We start from the raw sequence: 20,249 nt of genomic DNA on the forward strand, positions 1-20,249 counted from the left end.
CAGCATGATCGGATGACCGAACAACTCACGCGACCGCCCGGGCCCGAACTGCTGGAGGTACACGGCATCCGGCTGCGGGAGGCGCCCGCACCCGCGATGCCGCCCGCCTGCCGGGCGGCCATGGACCAGGCCTGGGACGAGGCGGTCCGGGCCAACCCGAGCCTCTTCGACGGGCCGACAGCGGTGTGCGCGGGGCTTGAGCGAGAGGGGCCGTACGGGCTGGTCGTCTCCTGGGTGAGGACGACGTACCGTCAGTTCATCCTGCGCCGGATCCCGGGCGCCACCGGATGGCTGCCGTCGCTGTTCGTCTCCGTCGTGCAGCCGACGGACGACGGACGGCTGCTGGTGGGCCGGATGTCGGCGTCGACCTCCGCCCCCGGCCGCTGGCAGCTGCCGGGCGGCACCCTCGAACCACCCGAGGATCACGAGCAGTTGGACGCGGACGCACTGCGCCTGCACGCCGCACGGGAGCTGGCCGAGGAGACGGGAATCGACACACCGGCCGACGACCTGACCCTGTGGCGCGTCGTGCGCTGCGGGAACGGGAATGTCGGCGCCCTGTACCTGGCCCCCGCCAGACCGGCGTCGGAACCGGCCGAACGCTACGCGGCCCTGGTCTCCGCCGAAACGGCTCTCGGCCGCGATCCGGAGTTCGACCGGATCGCCCTGATCGGTTCCGGGGCCGAGCTGGAGGCCCTCGACGGCACCCAGGCGGAATACCTGGAGCCGGTCCTCAGCCGTTACGCCCAGGACCTCGGCCTCAGCCGAAGGTGACCGGCCCGCGCGGCGTGTCCCACGCTCAAGCAGCGGCGTGGCCGACAGGCCCGAGGCGGACGGTGGGGGAGAGGAACACCAGTCGATGTCGTAACCCCGGGCTCGGGCTGCCCCGGGTCCGGACCGATGATCTCCAGGTAACCGTTTCCGCCCAACGCGACCAGGTAGTTCCGGGTACCGAGCCCGACATGCACACCGCCACCGGCCGGCGCCACACCGGTACGCCGAGTGAAGTCGGCGGTCAGCAGTCATAGGTCAAGGTGCCGTCCTCGGGGTTCATCGTCGGGTGCATCTTCATGGGCCCGTAGTCGTCGACGTCCGAGGGACGCGGGGTCTCAGGACCCTCGGGGCCCATGCGTACGAGACGCTCGACACGGCAGATCCGGAAGACCTCGTCGTCGACCGTGAACTCGTCGGCGCGGCCGAGGGCCCGGTACTCCTCGGCCGCCTTCGCGTACCTGGCCTTCGTCGCATCGTCGAACTTGTACAGCAGGGCCCACAGTTCGGCCATGCCGTCGTACAACATCCGCCGGGCGTAGTGCGGGGCGGCCATGAGCGCACCGCACGGCTGCCAGCCGCCCCGTTCGCCGCGCTCGATCAGACGGAAGGCGGTGGGCAGCAGCGCGAGTTCCGGGTGGGTGGTGACCGCCCGCTCAGACTCCGCGCGGACTTCGGCGGGGAAACGGGCGCCCGTGTACGTGAACTCCCGCAGCCCCAGTTTCATCGCCCCCGCGGACGGGCCGTCCACGCGCTCCGGATCGAGGACGAAACCGACGTCCGGGGCCGTCGTGTCACGCTTCTGCCGGTCCCACGACCGCTCCGCCGGCTCCGGATCGGTGGGCCGGGGCCGCTCCAGACCGTCGTCCCCCACCCGCGCCAACTCGTCCCCGCGCACCACCCGGTAGCGCACCCCGCACGCCTGGACCTCGTTCACCGCCTCGCGCTCCAACACGGATACGGCCGCGAGCAGTTCCCGCCGTACGGCCGGGTCGTCGGTCTCGTCCTTCGCGGTGAAGAACAGGTGCGACTGCAGTCCGTCCCGGGCCACCTGCGCCATCCCGTCCACCACGGGTTTCAGCACCCGCCACCGCGGCCCGACCGCCGGAGCCTGCACCGCCACTCCGAACACGGGCCCACGCAACGCGATATGGGGATACCGCCGCATCGCCTCCACCGCGTCGGCCTCCCGCACCCAGGCGGCGGGGTCGTCGCGGTGCACCAACTCCTGGTGGAGTGCGTCGATCTGTTGCTGCCAGTCATCAGCCATGAACGCATTGTGGCGGGATACGTGCCCATGCCGGGGGTGAATCAACTCAACAACCCGAGTTGTTGGACGGCCCCAGGAGGGCGGTCCGGATGCCAGGGCAGGCGCCGGGCAGGGGAGGCGTGCGGCAGACTCTTCGTCATGGCCCCTCGACTCCTCGCCTACACCCGCACCACCGCCTACCGCCACGACTCCATCCCGGCCGCCGTCACCGCCGTACGCACACTCGGCGGTTTCGAGGTGGACGCGACCGAGGACCCGGAGGTCTTCGAAGCACCCCTGGAGCGGTACGCGGCCGTGGTGTTCCTCTCCACCAACGGCGAGGTGCTGACCCCGCCCGGGCGGGAGCGGCTGGCCGCGTACATCGAGTCGGGCGGCGGTTTCGTCGGGGTCCACGCGGCGGCCTGCACGGAGTACGAATGGCCGTACTACGGCGAGATGTTGGGGGCGTGGTTCGACCAACACCCCGCGTACCAGCCGGGCAAGGCCGTGATCGAGGACCGAGACCATCCGGCCACCCAACACCTGCCGCCCGTCTGGGAGTTCACCGACGAGTGGTACGACTTTCGCACCAACCCTCGCGGTTCGGCGCGCGTTCTCGCCTCCGCCGACGAATCCTCGTACGAGGGCGGCCGGATGGGCGACGACCATCCGCTGGTGTGGTGCCGGGAACAGGGGGCCGGACGGGTCTTCTACACGGCACTGGGGCATGCCTCGGAGGCCTTCGACGATCCGGACTTCCGAGCCCATCTGCTCGGCGGGATCAACTGGGCGGCTCGGCTCGGCGCATGATCGTCCGGTGGGCTGTGCGTTGAGGGTGTCTCATGTGCGTGGTGGAGCCGTGCTCGACCGCTCCACCAGCCGCGTCGACAGTTCCGTCCGGGTGCCCTCCGGGCGTTCGCCGTTCATCATGCGGACCAGGAGGCGCAGGGCCGTCGCCGCCATCTCCGAGAGTGGCTGGCGGACCGTGGTGAGGGCCGGGGTGACCCAGCGGGCCTCGGGGAGGTCGTCGAAGCCGACCACGCTGATGTCGTGTGGGACTCTCAACTGCCTTTCCGCCAGGGCCTGGTAGACGCCGAGGGCCATACGGTCCGAGCAGACGAAGACGGCGGTGGGCGGCTCGGGCAGGTCGAGGAGTTCCAGCATGCGGTGGCGGGCGACGGCCTCGTCGAAGCCGCCGTGGCGGACGTACTCCGGGCGCTGGCGCACCCCCGCCGACGTGAGCGCCGAGCGGTAGCCGGCGACCCGGGCGCTGCTGCACATCTTGCGCCGGTAGCCGGCGATGACGGCGATGCGCTGATGGCCCAGCGACAGCAGATGCTCGGTCGCCGTCACCCCGCCGTTCCAGTTCGCCGCCCCGACCGACACCACGCCCGGCGGCGGTTCGACCACCGGGTCGATCAGCACGTACGGGATGCGGTGCTGGTCGAGCCAGGAGTACTGGGCCACGGACAGTTCGGCCAGGTTGAACAGCACCCCGGAGGAGCCGCGCGTCGTCAGCTTGTCCAGCCAGCCCTGCTCCGGTCCGGCGCCCCGGGTGCGGGTCAGACCCGCCGAGACCACCACCTCCAGGCCCGCGCCGTACGCCGCCTCCTCCACCCCGTGCAGCACCGCCCCCGACCAGGAACTCTCCAGTGAGTGCACGACGAGGTCGACCATGCCGGGCGCCTTCGCCACGTCGAACCGGGGTCTGCGCACATAACCGAGCCGGTCCAGCGCCTCCGTGACCCGGCGCCGGGTCTCCGGCGCCACGTCCTCACGGCCGTTGACCACCTTCGAGGCGGTCGGCACCGACACCCCCGCCTCCCGGGCCACGACCGCCAGGGTCGGCCCGGCCGTCACACTCGCATTTCCCGTGCGGACCATCGGGAACCACCTCTCCGGCCCGCCCGAGGGCCCGCGAAAGTTTCGACCAGTGCGGATAGTAAGCGCTTCCTACTTTAGGTGCGCCTCAGGACGGCGTGAAGACAAGGGAATTCACCGGATCGCCCAGGTCGGAACTTTCGAAACCTCGAACAAGGGGAGGAGGTCATTCTGGTGCGCAGGTCAGCCGAAATCCGGTGAAGTCGGCCGTGAACGCCGCGTCGACGAGATCCGAGGCATGGATGCCGGCCATCGAGCCGGTGAAGCGCAGCCGCGATCCGTAGTCGTCGGAGAGGCGCGAGAAGTCCAACGCCGGCCCGACCGGTGTACGGACCCCCTCCCGCACATACCAGAAACGGGCGTCGGCACCCTCGACCGTCACCCCCAGCGTCATCGGCGCCCCCGCCTTGACGTCGACGACGGCCACCTGCCTCGTGCCCTCCTCGTCGCGCTCCACGAGACGGAGTACGGTGCGCCCGCCGTCGCCGCCCTGCCACTGCTGGCCGCGCTGCACCTCGCCCTCGGGTTCGGCCCACGTCAGGTCGAGACCGAGGTAGCACTCCGTGTCGTACCAGAGCATCAGACCGGCGGCCTGTGTGAACGTCAACGGCCTTGCGTCGAGGGTGACTTCGGCCTCGGCGCGATGCTCGGTGATGCGTTGCGCCAGCAGGCTGTTGGCCCAGCGTGACTCGGGCCCGTGGCGGCCGCGCAGCCGGATCCAGCCCGGTCGGCTGGTCACATCGGCCCAGGACGGGTCCGGGTAACCGCGCAGGGTGCTCCAGGGCCAGCCCAACGGGTCTTCGGGATCGGCGGGTTGGGGATCGCGTTCGGGATGCGGGTGTGCCGGTACGTCGACCTCGACCGCGGGGTGCCAGCCCCCGTGTCTCAGTCTGGGCCAGCCGTCCGCGTCCCAGGTCACGGCCTGGATCGCGGTCTCGCGGCCGAGGGTGCAGCGGGGGCCGTCCGGCGTTCGCAGCGGACGGGCCGTCAGATGACTGAGCAGCCACTCGCCTTCGGGCGTCTCGACGAACTCCGCGTGTCCCGCCTTCTGCAACGGCACCGACGGATCGTCCCGCGTCGTCAGCAGGGGCCGGCTGTCGAGCTCGTACGGACCGGTCAGGGCCCGGCTGCGTGCCACCCGCACCCCGTGCTCGAAACCGGTTCCGCCCTCCGCGAGGACGAGGACGTACCAGCCGTCGTGCTTCAGCAACTTGGGCCCCTCGATGAGGCGTTCGTGCTGAAGGAGGAGACGGGTGGCGCCCGTCGGGGCGAGACTGTCGCGGTCGAGCTCGGTGAGGACGATGCCCGCGAAACGTTTTCCGCCGGGGCGGTGGTCGCTCTGCATGTTCAGCAGCCACAGCCTTCCCTCCTCGTGGAACAGCGCGGGGTCGAAGCCGTGGCTCGCGACGCGGCGCGGGGCGCTCCACTTGCCGGACACGTCCGTCGCCGTGGTGACGTACGTGTCCAGGTCGAAGTAGGGCGTGCCGACCGAGCGGACGATCGAGTAGACCATCCAGAATCGCTCGCCGTCCCAGCTGAGCGACGGGGCCCAGATGCCGCCCGAGTCCGGGACCCCAGCGAGGGAGTCGCCGGGGACCGCGCCCCGGACGTGGCCCGCGTACTCCCAGTGCGCCAAGTCCCGGGAGCGGTGGATCGGGATCGTCGGGAACCATTCGAAGGAGCTGGTGGCCACGTAGTACCAGTCGCCGGCCCGGACCAGGGAAGGGTCTGGGGCGAAACCGCGGATCACCGGGTTGTGCAGCACGGTTCGAGGGGCGGATCGGGGCTTGGACTGCGTGTCGGTTTGGGGCTCGGTCACTTGAGGGCTCCCAGGGTGACGCCGGTCCGCCAGTAGCGGCGCATCGCGACCATCATGATCGCCATCGGGACGATGGACAGCAGCGCGCCGGTCAGGACGAGGCTGGTGAGGTCGACGCCGGACTCCAGGCGTTTGCCGGACCAGTTGTACAGGCCGATGTTGAGGGTCCAGTTCTCCTCGCCGCGCAGCACGGTCAGCGGGAGGAAGAAGGCGTTCCAGGTGTTCACGAAGGCGAGCAGGAACACCGTCGCGCCGCCCGTCGTCATCATCCGCAGCACGATGCTGAAGAAGATCCGCAGCTCCCCGGCGCCGTCGATACGGGCCGCCTCCAGAAGTTCGAAGGGGATCGTGGCCTCGGTGTACACCTTGGCCAGATAGACGCTGAACGGGTTGATCAGACAGGGGATCAGCATCGCCCAGGGGGTGTCGACAAGCCCGATCTCCGAGAACAGCAGATACAGCGGGAGGGTGAGCAGCGCGATCGGGATGAGGAACGAGCCCACCACACAGGCGAAGACGATGCCCCGGCCGGGGAAGTCGAAGCGGGCCAGACCGTAACCGGTTGCGAGAGCGATCAGCGTGCCGCCGAGGGAGCCGACGCCGGCGTACAGGAACGAGTTGGCGGTCCAGCGCAGGAAGATGCCGTCCTCGTAGGTGAAGAGCTGATGCAGGTTGTCCCACAGGTGCATGCCGGAGAACCACAGGCCGTTGCTCTGGTACAGCCCCGTACGGTCCTTCGTGGCGGCGACGATCAGCCACCACACCGGGAACACGCTGTAGGCGCTGGCCAGGACGAGCCCGATCAGCAGGAAACGCTGACCGCCGCGGGTGCGCGAGGCGGGGTCCGGGTGGGTGACGCGCCGGACGGTGTTCGTCGGCGGCTGCTGGGCGCGGTCTTCGGTGAGCGTCATCAGTCGGCCTCCCTCGAAGTGAGCCGGTAGAAGAGGAAGGAGGCGATGCCGAGGATGAGGGCCAGCAGCACCGAAAGGGCGGCGGCGTAGTGGTAGTTGCCCGCGTTGAACGCCTGGTTGTAGATGACCATGATCGGCGTGAAGCTGTCGTCGACCGTCTGCGGCGTCACGTTCCTGAACAGCGCGGGCTCGTTGAAGATCTGGAGCATCTGGATGATCGAGAGCATGCCGGTCAGCACCAACGCCCCCCGTACGTAAGGGATTTTGATGCTGAGGGCGACCCGGGTCTCGGAGGCGCCGTCGAGCCGTGCCGCCTCGAAGAGTTCGCGGGGCACACCCTGCAGCGCCGAGTAGATGATCACCATGTTGTAGCCGACTCCGTGCCAGGTCAGCAGATTGCCGATGGACGGCCAGACCATCGAAGGGGCGAAGAAGTTCCAGTCGAAACCGAGGAGTTCGCCCAGCGGAGTGAGCGGGCCGACCGCCGGACTGTAGAGGTTGATCCACACGATCGCCGCGACCACCCCGGGGATCATGTACGGCACCAGCAGCAGGATCCGGAACCGGCCGGCGACCTTCGAGGTGAGCGAGTCCAGGAACAGCGCGAGCACCAGGCTGATGAGCAGCATCACCGGGATCTGGACACAGGCGAACAGCACCACCCGCAGGACGGAGCTCGTGAACGCCGAGTCCGTCAGGCCCTGTTGGTAGTTGTCCAGGCCGGCGAACCTCTCGGTGGCGCCGCCGAGTCCAAGGCCGGACTGCTGCTCGACGAACAGCGACTGGTAGACGGCGTAGCCGATCGGGAGCAGATACAGGAACACGAAACCGAGCTGGAAGGGCACCGTGAACGCGGCACCCTTCCAGCGCAGAGAACGAATCATCGGGTGTGCCTCAGCCCTTGACGCTGATTCCGCGGGACTTCAGGTCGTTGACTGTCCACTCCTGCATGTGCGCGAGCAGATCGGTTACCGTCTGATCCTTGTTGATCACCTTCGCCCAACCGCTCTGCAACTCCGTGAACATCGCGGTCCAGTCGGGCCCGAAGACCCAGTCGGAGGTGACGGTGCCCAGACTGTCGGTCACGACCTTCTTCGCGGGCTCGTAGTTCTCCCCGAGCAGCTTGTCGGAGATCGCCTCACCGACGTACGCGTCGCTGTCGGCCAGCGCGGGCATGACGCCGTTGCCGGTGGTGGGACTCGCCATGGTCTTGACCGCGCCGGTGTCGGTCGACATCCACAGCGCCGCCTCGGCGGCCTGCTCCGGGTGCTCGCACTGTTTGGTCACCAGCGTCACACCGCCGCTCTGGTTCGTCCCGGCGGGCGTCTTGGCGGCCTCGCCCTCGAACGTCGGCCACGGCGACAGGGCCCAGTCCCCGTTGGACTTGGTGAAGTTCTGCACCATGCCGGCCATCTGCCAGGTGGAGATCTGCCGGGTCACGGTGCCGCCGGTGTCGTAGTTGCGCTGCACGGCCGCGTAATCGGCGAACGACAGCTTGGAGTTGAGGTCGTTGTCGACGATCTCCTGGATCACCTTCGCGGCCTTCAGCGTGCCCTCGTCCTGGAAGTCGACCTTCCAGGAGTCGCCGTCGATGGCGTACCAGTGCGCGCCCGCCTGCATGGAGAGCACCTCAAGGGTGCTGGGGTCCTCACCGGCGTAGTTGGTGATCTCGATGCCGTGCTTCTTCAGCACCTTGCCCGCGGCGATGAAGTCGTCCCAGGTCGCGGGCGGTTGGAGACCGTACTTCTTGAATATGTCGGTGCGGTAGATGGTGAAGGCGGGCGCCGAGCTGGTGGGGACGCCGTACACCTTGCCCTGCACCTGGGCGCTCGCCCATGAGCCGGCGTTGAACTTGTCCTCGCTGGAGCCGACGTACTGGGTGATGTCGGCGAGCGCGCCCTGCGAGACCCAGGTGGTCACGTACTCGGCGGTGTTCTGCACCAGACACGGCGCGTTGCCGGCCTTGACCGCGTTGGTCAGCTGCTTCTGCATCGTCAGCTGGTCGGTGACCTTGGTGTACTTGAGCTGGATGTCCTTGTGAGCGGCGTTGAACGCCTTGACGACGGCCTCCTGGCCGTTGGCCCAGCCCCAGAAGGGGAGGGTGACCGGACCCGAGGACGAGGAGTCGTTCGAGTCGGATCCGCCGCAGGCGGAGAGCAGACCCGTCAGCGCGAGGCCCACGACGGCTGCGCGGGCGAACCTTCTCCGGGGGTTGGTGATGTTCATCTGACCGTGATCCTTCGAGAGGGATGGCGGCGGCTCTGCCGGCTCGGCCATGCGGAAGAAGTAGAAAGCGGTTGCCGTGGACGGTAGGTGCAGAGAGCCGCGACTATCAAGAGGGCTGCGGAAATTTGTTACGGGTGGTTGTCCGCCGCGTTAGCGGCCCGGGTCACCGGGCGTGACGCCCCTGAGCCACGTATGTGCAGCTCAAAGGCTATATCGACGGCGTGATGCGCCAACCGTTGCGCAGTGGGAAGCGGCTGGTGAGGAGTTGTGGGCAGCGCGTGTAAACGCTTACGTAACGATCTCTCCGTGCGGTGCTCGGAGGTGTCTCAGGAACTCCTGACAGGCGGCCGCACCGAGCGGCGTACGACGACATGGGTGCCCAGCACCAGATGCTCGCCGTCGCCCTTGCGGCGGTCGGCCGCGACGTCACGCCGGTCGGCCACGGCACGCAGCGCGACGCGGCCCATCTCCTCGTACGGCACATGGACGGTGGTCAGTTGAGGGGTGAGTTGCGAGGCCAGCGGGATGTCGTCGTAACCGACGATCGACACGTCGTCCGGGACGCTGAGCCCCTCGGCGCGCAGTGCCTGCATGGCGCCCGCGGCGACCACGTCGGTGCCGGCGAACACCGCGGTGAAGTCCGGGGTGTCGTGCAGGGCCTGCTTGACCGCGGTGTAGCCGTGCTCGTCGTCGTAGCTGCCGTGCCGCACCAGGCCCGGATCGAAGGGCACGCCGTAGGCTTGGAAAGCGCGCTCGACTCCCCTCAACCGGCCCTGGGCCGTGCTGAGTTCGGCGGGGCCGGGAAGAGCCAGGATGCGGCGATGGCCGGCCGACAGGAGATGGCTGGCCATGGCATAGGCGCCGCCCTCGTTGTCGTAGTCGACCGTCGTGGCCGGGACATCGCCCTCCAGCGGTGGTCGGCCCACGAGCACCAGATGCGAGCCGGCGGCGTCCAGGGAGCGGGCGAAGCGGGCCATGCGCAGCTGGTACTCGTCGAAGTCGTACGCTCCACCGAGAAGGACGACGGCGGCGACGCCCTGCTGACGCATGAGGTTGACGAGCGCGAGCTCGCGTTCCGGGTCGTCGCCGGTGGTGCCCACGAGGGAGAGCCAGCCGCGCAGGGAGGCCGCGCCCTCGACTCCCCTGGCCACGTGGGCGAACGCGGCGCCGGTGATGTTGTTGAGGAGGATGGCCACGGTCGGCGTTCCGCCGCCGGCCAGGGAACGGGCGTGCGCGTTGGTGACGTAGTCCAGGTCCTGGACCACCTTCATCACCCGGCGGCGCAAGGGCTCCGACACCGGGTAGTTGCCGGACAGGACGCGCGACACACTGGCGACCGAGACGCCCGCCTGCTCCGCGACATCCCGGATGGTGGCCCGGCCGGAGTCCCCCGACGCCTTGCGCTGACTCACCGTTTCGGCTCCTTCACCGTAGCGACCCTGACCGGCGATCCGGGGCCCCGCCCTGCGCCGGTGCGGGAACCGTATCCCAAAGTTTCCGGGGCGATTTCTCCCCGCGTTTCGCCGGGTGGCTCCACGGCTGCTTCACCGACCGTCACTGAGACTCCTTCACCGACTGCCTCGCCGAGGCGGGCGCCTGCCCTTGGGCCCGGCTCAGGCGACGTGGGCAAGGTCCGCATGGTGCACCTCGAAGGCCAGGGGCAGGCCCGCGGTCAGGCGTTCCAGTTCATCGACCACGATGCGGCCGAGGCGCTCCAGCTCGTTGCCGAGGGAGCCGGCGATGTGTGGGGTGAGGAACACGTTCGGGAGTCTGTACAGCGGGGATCCGGCGGGCAACGGCTCCGGCTCCGTCACGTCCAGGACAGCGGTCAGGCGCCCGGACAGCAACTCGTCGGCCAGCGCCACCGGGTCGACGAGCGCGCCGCGCGAGGTGTTGATCAGTACGCCGCCGTCCCGGATGAGCGCCAGCCGCTCGCGGTCGAGCATGCGGTGGGTCTCGGGGATGTCGGGGGCGTGCAGGCTGACGATGTCACTGCGGTGGAGCAGGTCCTCCAGCGAGAGGGGCACCGCGCCGAGGAGGGCTGCCTCGGCGGCGTCGACGTACGGGTCGTAGAGCGCGACCTCGAAGTCGAAGGGCCGCAGCAGGTCGAGCAGTCGGCGGCCCACCCGCGAGGCGCCGATGACGCCGACCCGCCGGCGGTGGTTTCCGATGGTGCGGGTCTCGGCGGTGGTCGGGTAGGCGTGGGACTCGCGGAACCGCTCCCGGTGCGTGAAGGTGTCCTTTCCGGCGAGCAGGATCATGGCGAGCGTGTACTCCGCGACCGGCAGCGCATTGCCGGTGACGGCGCTGGTCACGGTGATTCCCCGGTCCCACAGGGCCTCGCCGACCAGCGAGCGGACGGAGCCCGCGGCATGCAGGACGGTACGCAGCCGGGGTGCCGCGGCCAGGGCGTCCGCGTCGAGGTGGGGGCAGCCCCAGCCGGTGATCAACACCTCGGCCCCGGCCAGCGCGTCGGCCGCCGCCGGGTCGGCGAAGTCCCGTACGACGAGCCCGGTGTCGATGTCGGTCGCTTGCTGGAGCCGCGCCATGAGCGGGGGCGGGAAGAGCAGGGGGAGGTGCACCGGATCCATGGCGAAAACGGCCCTGGGCAGGGGGGCGCTGGGCATGTGTCTCCTGAAGCGGGAAGAGATGAAACGGGAAGAAATGAAACGGTTGAGAAAGCGGTTTCAGAAAGCGTCTTCTACCGTAGGTCCGGCCTGAAGGGTGGGTCAATCGGTGGGGAGGGGAGGGCTCGCCGAGAGCTCATGTCGGGGGAGGGGCTGGGGGGCCGGTAGCCGGTTACTGCCGTGGGCGGTCGTCGGTGACCGCTCCGGCGCCGGGGTTATCGGCAACCGGTTTCTCGCTCAAGCTCTCATCCAGACCGCGATCAAGCCTCCCCTTGGCCCCTGTCGAGCCGTCCCCACCAGCTTGCCCGTGGTGATGGTCGCGAGGGCCGGGACAGGTCAGCCAGGCCTGCCGGCTCATCGCCGCCCAAGCTCTTGGCCCGTCAACACAAGGCTCTGACCTGGCGCTTCATAGCGCTTCCTCGCGCGCCGCCACCTTGTCCGGGCCGCTCGTCACGCCCCCCTCCCGAGCCGCCGGCCCCTCGCAGACTTTCGAAAATTCGTCATGAGTCTTGACGCCGTTTCCGTGGCGGAAGAAGCTCTGCCCCGTCGTGTAGCAACCGGTTTCCAAGATTCAACGTCAAGCAGGAGGTGGTGCGTTCATGCACACCCATGCCGGTGCGCCCGTGAGCCGCCGCCGATTTCTCGCCCTGTCGGGAGGGGGTGCGGCGGCCGGTGCGGTGGGGCTGAGTGGTTGCGCTCTCCAGGTGTCCAGTGCGGTCAGCGGTGCCGGTGAGACCGTCACGGTGATGGTCAAGCCGGGCGACCTCACCGCCGATCAGATCAAGCAGGCCCAGAAGGAAATCGGCGTCAAGATCGCCACGGTCAGGTACGACATCACCAAGCTGATCGGCATGATGACCAATGGCGCCCCGCCCGATCTGGTGCGTGGTCTCGGTGCCGTGGACGCGCCGTACTTCGCGGCGCGGGACGTGATGGAGAACCTGGACCCCTACTTCGCGAAGAGCGGTGTCCTCAAGCTCGACGACCTGGATCCCGTCAACGACCTGTGGCGCTACGACGGCCGAACCCAGGGCAAGGGCCCGCGCTACGGCATGGCGAAGGACTTCTCCCAGGACTCCATGTTCTGGTACAACACCGCTCTCTTCGACAAGGCGGGCGTCGACTACCCGCCGGAGACCGATCCGGTCACCTATGAGGAGTGGCTGGAGGACGCCAAGCGGCTCACTCAGCGCAAGAACGGTCAGACGACGGTCTTCGGCGGCAGTTACAACGGCGTGCTCACCCCCAACCTCCTGGCGAGCCTGGCGGTGGCCGCGGGCGGGAGTATCTTCAGCGACGACTTCTCCCGCGTCGACTTCACCGCCCCCGCGGCCCGCAAGGCGCTGGGCTGGTACATCGACTACGCCCGGACCAAGGTCGGGCCCAGCATCATCCAGCCCGACCCCAACGCCTGGGACGGTCCCACCTACTTGGCGAACCGGATGGCCATGTCCAACTCGGGCTACTGGCTCGGCGGCATGATCAACACCGACAAGAAGATCGCACCACTGTCCCGCCTCGCCCCCGCCCCGGTCTTCGAGGGCGGCGCGCGAGTCAGCCCCTGTCAGGCCGGCACCGGCCTGTGGATGCCGAGCAAGGCCCGGAACAAGGACGCCGCTTGGCGGGTCTTCGAGTGGTTCTTCGGCGAGGGACCCGCCAAGGAACGCGCCTCCGGCGGTTGGGGGATCCCCACCCTCAAGTCCCTGCGCTCACTGATGCCCGCTCAGGAGGACTACCAGAAGCGGGTGTTGAAGGTGCAGGAAGCCGAGCTGAAGCACTTCTCGGTGATCGCCTTCACCCCCTACGCGACGGCGGACTCGCTCTTCGCCCTCTTCAACCAGATCGCCCCGGCCGCGATGAACGGCGGGATGTCCGTCGACACCCTCGCCAGGCGGCTGAACTCGGCCATGAACGACCAGCTCAAGCGCGGTAAGGAGCAAGTGGGATGACGGTCGATCAGATCACCTCGGCCGCGGGCCGGTCCGGTTCGACCACGCAGGCCGACCGGGCGCGGGGCGCCGATCGGCCGGGCGTCTCCATGACCGGGCGCAGGCACCGGGCGTTCTACCTGTTCGTCTCGCCCTGGATCATCGGGTTCCTGCTGCTGACGGTCGTCCCGATGGCGTACGCGCTGTGGCTGAGCTTCACCACGTTCGACGGCATCTCGCCCCACTGGCACTACGTCGGCCTCGGCAACTACCGGGAGTTGTTCGCCGACGGGACGACCTGGAACGCCCTGGGCCGCACGGGCCTGTTCGCGGTGACCTCGGTGCCGCTGTCGATCATCGCCGGGCTCGGACTCGCGGTCCTGATCAACCGGCCGATCAGGGCACGCGGGCTGTTCCGCACCCTGCTCTATCTGCCGGCCGTGGTGCCCCCGGTGGGCGCCGGTATCGCCTTCAAGTCGCTCTTCGACCAGAACTCCGGTGCCGCGAACGGGGTGTTGAACATCTTCGGCATCGACGCCCTGGGCTGGCTCGCCGACCCCTATGCGCGGTACGTGCTGCTGATGACCGTGCTGTGGGCCGCCGGAAACATCATGATCATCTCGCTGGCCGGGCTCCAGGACGTACCCCGCGAACTCCACGAGGCGGCCCGCCTCGACGGAGCGAGCGCCTGGCGCACCTTCCGCAGCATCACGGTGCCGCTGCTCTCACCGGTGCTGCTCTTCCAGACGGTGACCGGAGTGATCGCCTCGGTGCAGACCATCATGCCGCTGCTGCTGTCCCCGGACGGCACCACGGCCGGCGTCACCGCGCTGCCGCAGTCCAACTACCTCTACATGATGCACGTGTTCGCGCAGTACTTCGCGCTCGGCCGCTACGGCTACGCCTCCGCACTGCTGTGGGTGCTCTTCGTCCTGATCCTCGTCGCGACCGGACTCATCTTCAAGTTCACGTCCGGCGTGGTGTTCTACAACGTCGACCCGGAGGCGAAGAAGTGACCGCCACCAGCCTGACCGCGACCGGCCCGTCCGAGGCCACTCCGTCCGCGACCAGCCGGTCCGCCGGCGGCGCGCCCCGAACGCGGGTGCGCGTCAACCGCCTCATCCTCTACACCGTTCTCGTAGCCGTTACCGGGCTGTTTGTCGGCCCCTTCGGCTGGCTCGTCCTCACCGGGCTGAAGACCCCGGCCGAACTGGCCGCCTCGCCCGTCCACTGGCTGCCCGAGCACGTCCAGTGGCGCAACTTCAGCGACGCCTACCAGCTTACCGACTTCCTCGGCTACGCCCGCAACTCCCTGATCATCGCCTTCGTCTACGCCACCCTCGTCACCCTCAGCTCGGCCTGGGTCGGCTTCGGCTTCGCCCGCCTCGACGCACCCGGGAAGAAAACGCTGTTCGGCATCCTCATCGGCTCGATGATGCTGCCCCAGATGATCACCCTCCTCCCGACCTATCTGATCTTCGCCAAGCTCGGCATGGTCGACACCTACTGGCCGTGGGTCCTGTGGGGCCTGGCCGCCGCGCCCTATCTGGTCTTCCTCTTCCGGCAGTTCTTCGCCGGCCTGCCCCGCGAGCTGGAGGAGGCCGCGATCGTCGACGGCTGCGGCTACACGACGATCTTCTGGCGCATCTTCCTCCCGCAGTCGTGGCCCGTCCTGTCCGCGAGTTTCGTCATCGCCTTCACCTGGACCTGGGGCGACTACATCGCCCCGCAACTCCTGCTGTCCAACGAGCGCTCCACCCTCGCCGTCGCCGTCATGTCCAACTACGTCACGGACGCCGGAACACCGCTGGCCAACCTCCAGGCCGCGGCCTCCGTGATGTACGTCGTGCCGATCCTGCTGATCTTCCTGGTCGCCCAGCGTGGCTTCGTGGCCGGGATGTCGACGTCCGGACTCAAGTAGCCCATTCCACTGACCTGTTGCAAGGAGTTCTGAGATGAACACGCCCCTGTCACGCCGTACGGTCCTCCAGGCGGCCGGTGCCGCCGCGCTCGCAGCCGGCCTCACCAACCTGACGGCCACGGCGGCCCGGGCCGAGGACGCGGACGTCAACGCCGCGCCCCAGCTGGTCACTTACCCCCGCCCGGCGGCCATGCCGACCAACACCAGCTTCAAGGTGCGGGTCCGGGTCCCCGAGGGCGACTGGCAGACCCTCGACATCTGGCGGCCCCAGCTGGAGGAGATCAACGCCACCACCGGGTCCGGCAAGGTCCTGAACTCCTCGCTGGTGTACTTCGACTTCCAGGGCTCCGTCGAGATCGAGGTCACCTACCTCAAGGGCGGCACCACGAAGGCCCGGGTGAGACCGGACTCGTACGGCATCAAGCCCGAACTGGGCGGTGACACCCTGGTGTTCACGCTCGACGAGCCGCGCGACCTGGTCGTCCAGATCAACGACGAGGTCTTCGACTGCCTGCACGTGTTCACCAATCGTGTCGACCACAACCCGTGCTCCGCCGACGACCCCGACGTCCTCTACTTCGGCCCCGGTGTGCACACCACGGCGGACGGCACGCTGACCGTGCCGAGCGGCAAGACCGTTTATCTGGCCGGCGGTGCGGTCCTGAACGCGACGGTGCTCTTCCAGGGGGTGGAGAACGCGCGCCTGACCGGCCACGGGTTCATCAACTCCTCGAAGGGCGGCGGCTGTTTCGTCGAGAACAGCAAGAACATCCGGATCAACGACGTCACCATGCTCAACCCGAACGGATACGCGACCCAACTCGGCAACAGCCAGAACGTGCACATCAAGGGGCTGCGCTCGTTCAGCTCCAAGGGCTGGGGCGACGGCATCGACGTCTTCTGCAGCGAAGACGTCGTCATCGACGGCGTCTTCATGCGCAACTCCGACGACTGCATCGCCATCTACGGCCACCGCTGGAACTACTACGGCGACTGCAGAAACGTCACCGTCCAGAACTCCACCCTCTGGGCCGATGTCGCGCACCCGATCAACGTCGGCACACACGGCAACACCGACAGCCCCGAGGTGATCGAGAACCTGGTCTTCAAGAACATCGACATCTGCGACCACCGCGAGCCGCAGATGAACTACCAGGGCTGCATCGCCCTCAACCCCGGCGACTCCAACCTCATCAAGAACGTGCACGCCGAGGACATCCGCGTCGAGGACTTCCGCTGGGGCCAGTTGATCCATATGCGGATCGCGTACAACACGTCGTACAACACCTCGGTCGGCCGGGGTATCGAGGACGTCTACATCAAGAACCTCACCTACACCGGTACCCACTCCAACAACTGCCTCTTCCTCGGCTACGACGCCGACCACGGCATCAAGAACGTCACCTTCGAGAACCTCGTCATCAACGGCACGGTCATCGCCGACTCGATGAAGAAGCCCCGCTGGTACAAGACCACCGACGTGGTGCAGTGGCACGCCAACGAGCACGTCACGAACCTCAAGTTCCTCACCACCGCCGAAGCCGAGGCGGCCGCCGCGTCATGACGACCCAAGCTCCGAGTCGCCGGGGTTTCCTCGGCGGCACCGCGGCCCTGCTGCTTGCGTCGGGTGCGAGCGGACTGCTCGTGCCCGGCCCGGCGCGGGCGGCGACAGGCACCCAACAGGCCTTCGCCCACCCGGGGTTGCTGCACAGCGCCGCCGACCTCGCCCGGATGAAGGCGGCGGTCGCCGCCAAGGAAGCGCCGGTCTACGACGGTTACCTCGCGTTCGCGGCCCACGCCCGTTCCAAGTCGACGTACACCGTCCAGAACACCGGCCAGATCTCCTCCTGGGGCCGCGGCCCGACCAACTACGCGAACCAGGCCGTCGCCGACTCCGCCGCCGCCTACCAGAACGCCCTCATGTGGTGCGTGACCGGCGACACCGCTTACGCGGACAAGGCCCGCGACATCCTCAACGCCTGGTCGGCCTCGCTCACGACGATCACCGGTGCCGACGGTCCACTCGGCGCCGGCCTCCAGGGCTTCAAGTTCGTCAACGCGGCCGAGCTGCTGCGCCACACCGGTTACGCGGGCTGGTCGGACGCGGACATCGCGCGCTGCGAGGAGTCCTTCCTCGGCGTCTGGTATCCGGCCGTCTCCGGCTACATGCTCTACGCCAACGGCAACTGGGACCTGACGGCCCTTCAAACCATCCTGGCCATCGGCGTGTTCTGCGAGAACCGCACCCTCTTCGAGGACGCGCTCCGCTTCGCCGCGGCCGGCGCCGGCAACGGCAGGCTCCGCCACCGCATCGTCACCGACGCGGGCCAGGGCCAGGAGAGCGGCCGCGACCAGGCCCACGAACAGCTCGCGGCCGGCCTGCTCGCCGACGCCGCGCAGGTCGCCTGGAACCAGGGCGTCGACCTCTGGGGTTACGACGACCACCGCATCCTCGCCAACTTCGAGTACTCGGCCCGCTACAACCTCGGCGGCGACGTCCCCTTCACCGCCGACCTCGACCGCACCGGCAAGTACATCAAGACGACCGTCTCCGAGAAGGTCCGTGGCACCCTGCCCCCGATCTACGAGATGGCGTACGCGCACTACGCGGGCGTCCGGGGCCTCGATGCCCCCTACACCAAGGCGGCCGTCTTCCGCGGTACGGGCGGCACCCGCCTCGTCGAGGGCAGCAACGACGACCTGCCCAGCTGGGGCACCTTCACCTACGCCGGTACGACGGCCCCCGCGCCGACAGTTCCCACGCCTCCCACCGGCGTCACCGCAACCGGTTACGACGACGCCGTCACCGTGACCTGGCTGCCCTCCACCTGGGCCACCGCCTACACGCTGCAACGGGCCACCAGCCCCGATGGTCCGTACGAGACGCTCGCGACCGGCGTCGACTCACCCACGTACACCGACCGTGACGTCAGCCCGGGCCGCACGTACCACTACACGGTCACCGCCTCCAACACCCAAGGAGAGAGCGGTGGTTCAAGCCCGGCAGTGGCCACCGCCGGGCTCCCCGGTCCCTGGCGGACGCAGGACATCGGGGACGTGAGGATCCCCGGCTCGGCCGCCTTCGACGGCGAACGCTTCGTCCTGGAGGCGAGCGGCACCGCCGACACCCACCGCCTCGCCCACCTCCCCCTGCGCGGCGACGGCACGGTCACGGCACGGATCGTGTGGCCGCTCAGCTCGCAGTACTCCAAGATCGGCGTCACCGTCGGCGCCTCCCTCGACGCGGACGCCGCGCACGCCTCGATGCTGATCCAGGGGCTGCCGCTGCACACCTGGAGCGGGGTGTGGACCGTACGGCCGACGACCGGGGCGGCCGTCTCCGCCACCGGCAGCACACCCGTGCCGCCCTCCCAGCAGCAGGCCATCACCACGTCCGCCTCCTTCCCGATCTCCGACCTCGGCACCCTCCCGGAGTCGGCGACCCCGCTGGAGGCGCCGTACGTCGAGGGTGCGGGCGACGGCTACCGGCTGCGCGCGCCCTACTGGGTCCGGGTGACCCGCAAGGGCAGGCGCTGCACCGGGGCGATCTCCCCGGACGGCATCCGCTGGACCGAAGTCGGCTCCACCGAGGTCGAGTTGGGGCGGACCGCCTACGCGGGTCTCCTCCTCACCTCCTGCCTCGGCGTCGACGAGGAGTACGCCGAGACCGGCACCGGCGCCTTCGACAACGTCAGCGTGGTCTCGTCCGCCGGCACCGTCTGGGAGACACCCCGCCCCACGCGCACCGCCACTGGCCTGCGCGCGCGGACCGGCGCCGACGCCGTCGAACTGGCCTGGACCGACCCCGACCTCTCGGCCCGCTACAAGGTGCTGCGCTCCACGGGGGCCGACGGCCCGTACGAGACGATCGCGACCGGAATCGGCCCGGTCGGCTTCGGCACCCGCGTCCGGTACGCCGATGCCACCGGCGCGCCCGGCACGACGTACCACTACGTCGTCGCGAAGACGGGCTGTGGCGGCCGAGGCCCGCTGTCGGAGTCGACGGCCGCACAGATGTCGACCCCTTCCGTGCCTGAACTCACCTCCTCCACAGCGGAGTTCGCCAACCAAGGCGTCCCCTTCCGGTATCCGCTGCGCGCCTCGCACCAACCCGTACGGTTCACCGCCGACGGTCTGCCCGACGGCCTCCGCGTCGACAAACGCACCGGCCTCGTCTCCGGAACCCCCACCGGGACGGGCGAGTTCACCGTCACCACCACCGCGGGCAACGCCGCCGGCGACGCGACGGGAACCCTCACACTGACCGTGGGCACACCCCCGCCCGACCCCTGGACGTACGGCGACCTCGGAGACGTGGTCCTCGACGAGCGCCCCTTCGGGACCCTGGGCGTCGCGGCGATCCGCGCCCCCGGCAGCACCTCGTACGACGGAGGGACCTTCACCGTCCGGGGCGCCGGCACCGATCTCAACGTCAACGGCCAGGGAATGACCGGGCAGTTCGTACGGCAGCCCGTCACCGGCGACTGCGAGGTCACCGCCCGGCTGGTCTCCCGTACCGGCGCCACCGCCGACCGGGTCGGACTGCTGATGGCCAAGTCCCTGTCGCCGTTCGACCAGGCGGCCGGGGTGATCGTCACAGGCGGCACCAGCGCACAGCTCATGCTGCGCACCACCGTCGCCGGAGCCTCCGCCTTCTCCGGCACCGCGACCGTCCAACTCCCCTTGCTGCTGCGGCTGAAGCGCGCCGGGACCGCCTTCGCCGCCGCCGTCTCCACCGATGACGGCGTCACCTGGACCGCCCTCGCCGAGGGATCGGTCCCCCTGTTCGGTGACGCCCCCTACTACGTGGGCCTCGTGGTCTGCTCCCGCAGCCCCCTGACCCGCTGCACCACGCAGTTCGAAGAGGTGAGCATCACGCTCACCTAGCACCCTCCAACGCAATCCCCCCACCGGAT

The 20,249-nt window shown here is 68.9% G+C and carries 15 protein-coding genes and 1 pseudogene; 7 read left to right on the top strand and 9 right to left on the bottom strand.

Translation table 11 applies throughout. From position 1 onward, the window contains the following. Window positions 1-12: 12 nt before the first annotated feature. Window positions 13-774, top strand: coding sequence for an NUDIX hydrolase (locus AC5DRG_RS40810; protein ID WP_491804891.1), 762 nt, complete (start codon window positions 13-15; stop codon window positions 772-774). Between the two features lie 95 nt (window positions 775-869). Here the strand turns inward: AC5DRG_RS40810 and AC5DRG_RS40815 are convergent. Together AC5DRG_RS40815 and AC5DRG_RS40820 are read right to left on the bottom strand one after the other, a co-directional pair. Next, window positions 870-1,013 (bottom strand): annotated as a pseudogene (locus tag AC5DRG_RS40815) (VOC family protein); the annotation flags it as partial. 2 nt (window positions 1,014-1,015) lie between these two features. After that, window positions 1,016-2,041: a DUF5954 family protein gene (locus tag AC5DRG_RS40820; protein ID WP_491804892.1), complete on the bottom strand. Its 1,026-nt coding sequence runs from the start codon at window positions 2,039-2,041 to the stop codon at window positions 1,016-1,018. A 138-nt stretch (window positions 2,042-2,179) separates the two neighbouring features. Between AC5DRG_RS40820 and AC5DRG_RS40825 the strand changes: the two genes are divergently transcribed. Continuing rightward, window positions 2,180-2,830 (top strand): ThuA domain-containing protein, encoded by a 651-nt coding sequence (locus AC5DRG_RS40825; RefSeq protein WP_491804893.1) that lies wholly within the window; start codon window positions 2,180-2,182, stop codon window positions 2,828-2,830. Between the two features lie 30 nt (window positions 2,831-2,860). Here the strand turns inward: AC5DRG_RS40825 and AC5DRG_RS40830 are convergent, their stop codons facing one another. The 7 genes from AC5DRG_RS40830 to AC5DRG_RS40860 form a co-directional block, all read right to left on the bottom strand. Next, a complete protein-coding gene (locus AC5DRG_RS40830) occupies window positions 2,861-3,880 on the bottom strand; it encodes a LacI family DNA-binding transcriptional regulator (protein WP_491813288.1) in 1,020 nt (339 codons plus the stop codon). A gap of 187 nt (window positions 3,881-4,067) precedes the next feature. Then, a complete protein-coding gene (locus AC5DRG_RS40835; RefSeq protein WP_491804894.1) occupies window positions 4,068-5,720 on the bottom strand; it encodes a glycoside hydrolase family 43 protein in 1,653 nt (550 codons plus the stop codon). Continuing rightward, window positions 5,717-6,631 (bottom strand): carbohydrate ABC transporter permease, encoded by a 915-nt coding sequence (locus AC5DRG_RS40840; protein WP_491804895.1) that lies wholly within the window; start codon window positions 6,629-6,631, stop codon window positions 5,717-5,719. The genes AC5DRG_RS40835 and AC5DRG_RS40840 overlap by 4 nt, the downstream gene beginning before the upstream one ends. Continuing rightward, window positions 6,631-7,515 carry a carbohydrate ABC transporter permease gene (locus tag AC5DRG_RS40845; protein ID WP_491804896.1) on the bottom strand — a complete coding sequence of 295 codons (885 nt, stop codon included), beginning with the start codon at window positions 7,513-7,515 and terminating at the stop codon, window positions 6,631-6,633. The genes AC5DRG_RS40840 and AC5DRG_RS40845 overlap by 1 nt, the downstream gene beginning before the upstream one ends. Window positions 7,516-7,525: 10 nt before the next feature. Continuing rightward, a complete protein-coding gene (locus AC5DRG_RS40850; protein ID WP_491804897.1) occupies window positions 7,526-8,857 on the bottom strand; it encodes an ABC transporter substrate-binding protein in 1,332 nt (443 codons plus the stop codon). A gap of 326 nt (window positions 8,858-9,183) precedes the next feature. Further along, complete coding sequence (locus AC5DRG_RS40855; protein WP_491804898.1) at window positions 9,184-10,269, bottom strand: LacI family DNA-binding transcriptional regulator; 1,086 nt, start codon at window positions 10,267-10,269, stop codon at window positions 9,184-9,186. A 201-nt stretch (window positions 10,270-10,470) separates the two neighbouring features. Continuing rightward, window positions 10,471-11,484 carry a hydroxyacid dehydrogenase gene (locus tag AC5DRG_RS40860; RefSeq protein WP_491804899.1) on the bottom strand — a complete coding sequence of 338 codons (1,014 nt, stop codon included), beginning with the start codon at window positions 11,482-11,484 and terminating at the stop codon, window positions 10,471-10,473. A gap of 599 nt (window positions 11,485-12,083) precedes the next feature. On the opposite strand from AC5DRG_RS40860, the gene AC5DRG_RS40865 reads away from it, so the two are divergent. The 5 genes from AC5DRG_RS40865 (at window position 12,084) to AC5DRG_RS40885 (ending at window position 20,220) form a co-directional block, all read left to right on the top strand. Then, window positions 12,084-13,433, top strand: a complete 1,350-nt coding sequence (locus tag AC5DRG_RS40865; protein WP_491804900.1) for an extracellular solute-binding protein — start codon at window positions 12,084-12,086, stop codon at window positions 13,431-13,433. Beyond that, window positions 13,430-14,428 (top strand): carbohydrate ABC transporter permease, encoded by a 999-nt coding sequence (locus AC5DRG_RS40870; RefSeq protein WP_491804901.1) that lies wholly within the window; start codon window positions 13,430-13,432, stop codon window positions 14,426-14,428. Before AC5DRG_RS40865 ends, AC5DRG_RS40870 begins: the two co-directional genes overlap by 4 nt. A gap of 86 nt (window positions 14,429-14,514) precedes the next feature. Then, window positions 14,515-15,333: a carbohydrate ABC transporter permease gene (locus tag AC5DRG_RS40875; RefSeq protein WP_491813289.1), complete on the top strand. Its 819-nt coding sequence runs from the start codon at window positions 14,515-14,517 to the stop codon at window positions 15,331-15,333. Window positions 15,334-15,367: 34 nt separating this feature from the next. Next, entirely contained in the window at window positions 15,368-16,897 is a 1,530-nt protein-coding gene (locus AC5DRG_RS40880; RefSeq protein WP_491804902.1) for a glycosyl hydrolase family 28 protein, read from the top strand. Continuing rightward, window positions 16,894-20,220, top strand: coding sequence for an alginate lyase family protein (locus AC5DRG_RS40885; RefSeq protein ID WP_491804903.1), 3,327 nt, complete (start codon window positions 16,894-16,896; stop codon window positions 20,218-20,220). Before AC5DRG_RS40880 ends, AC5DRG_RS40885 begins: the two co-directional genes overlap by 4 nt. Window positions 20,221-20,249: the final 29 nt, after the last annotated feature.

The organism is Streptomyces sp. JLBG701, from assembly GCF_058544905.1.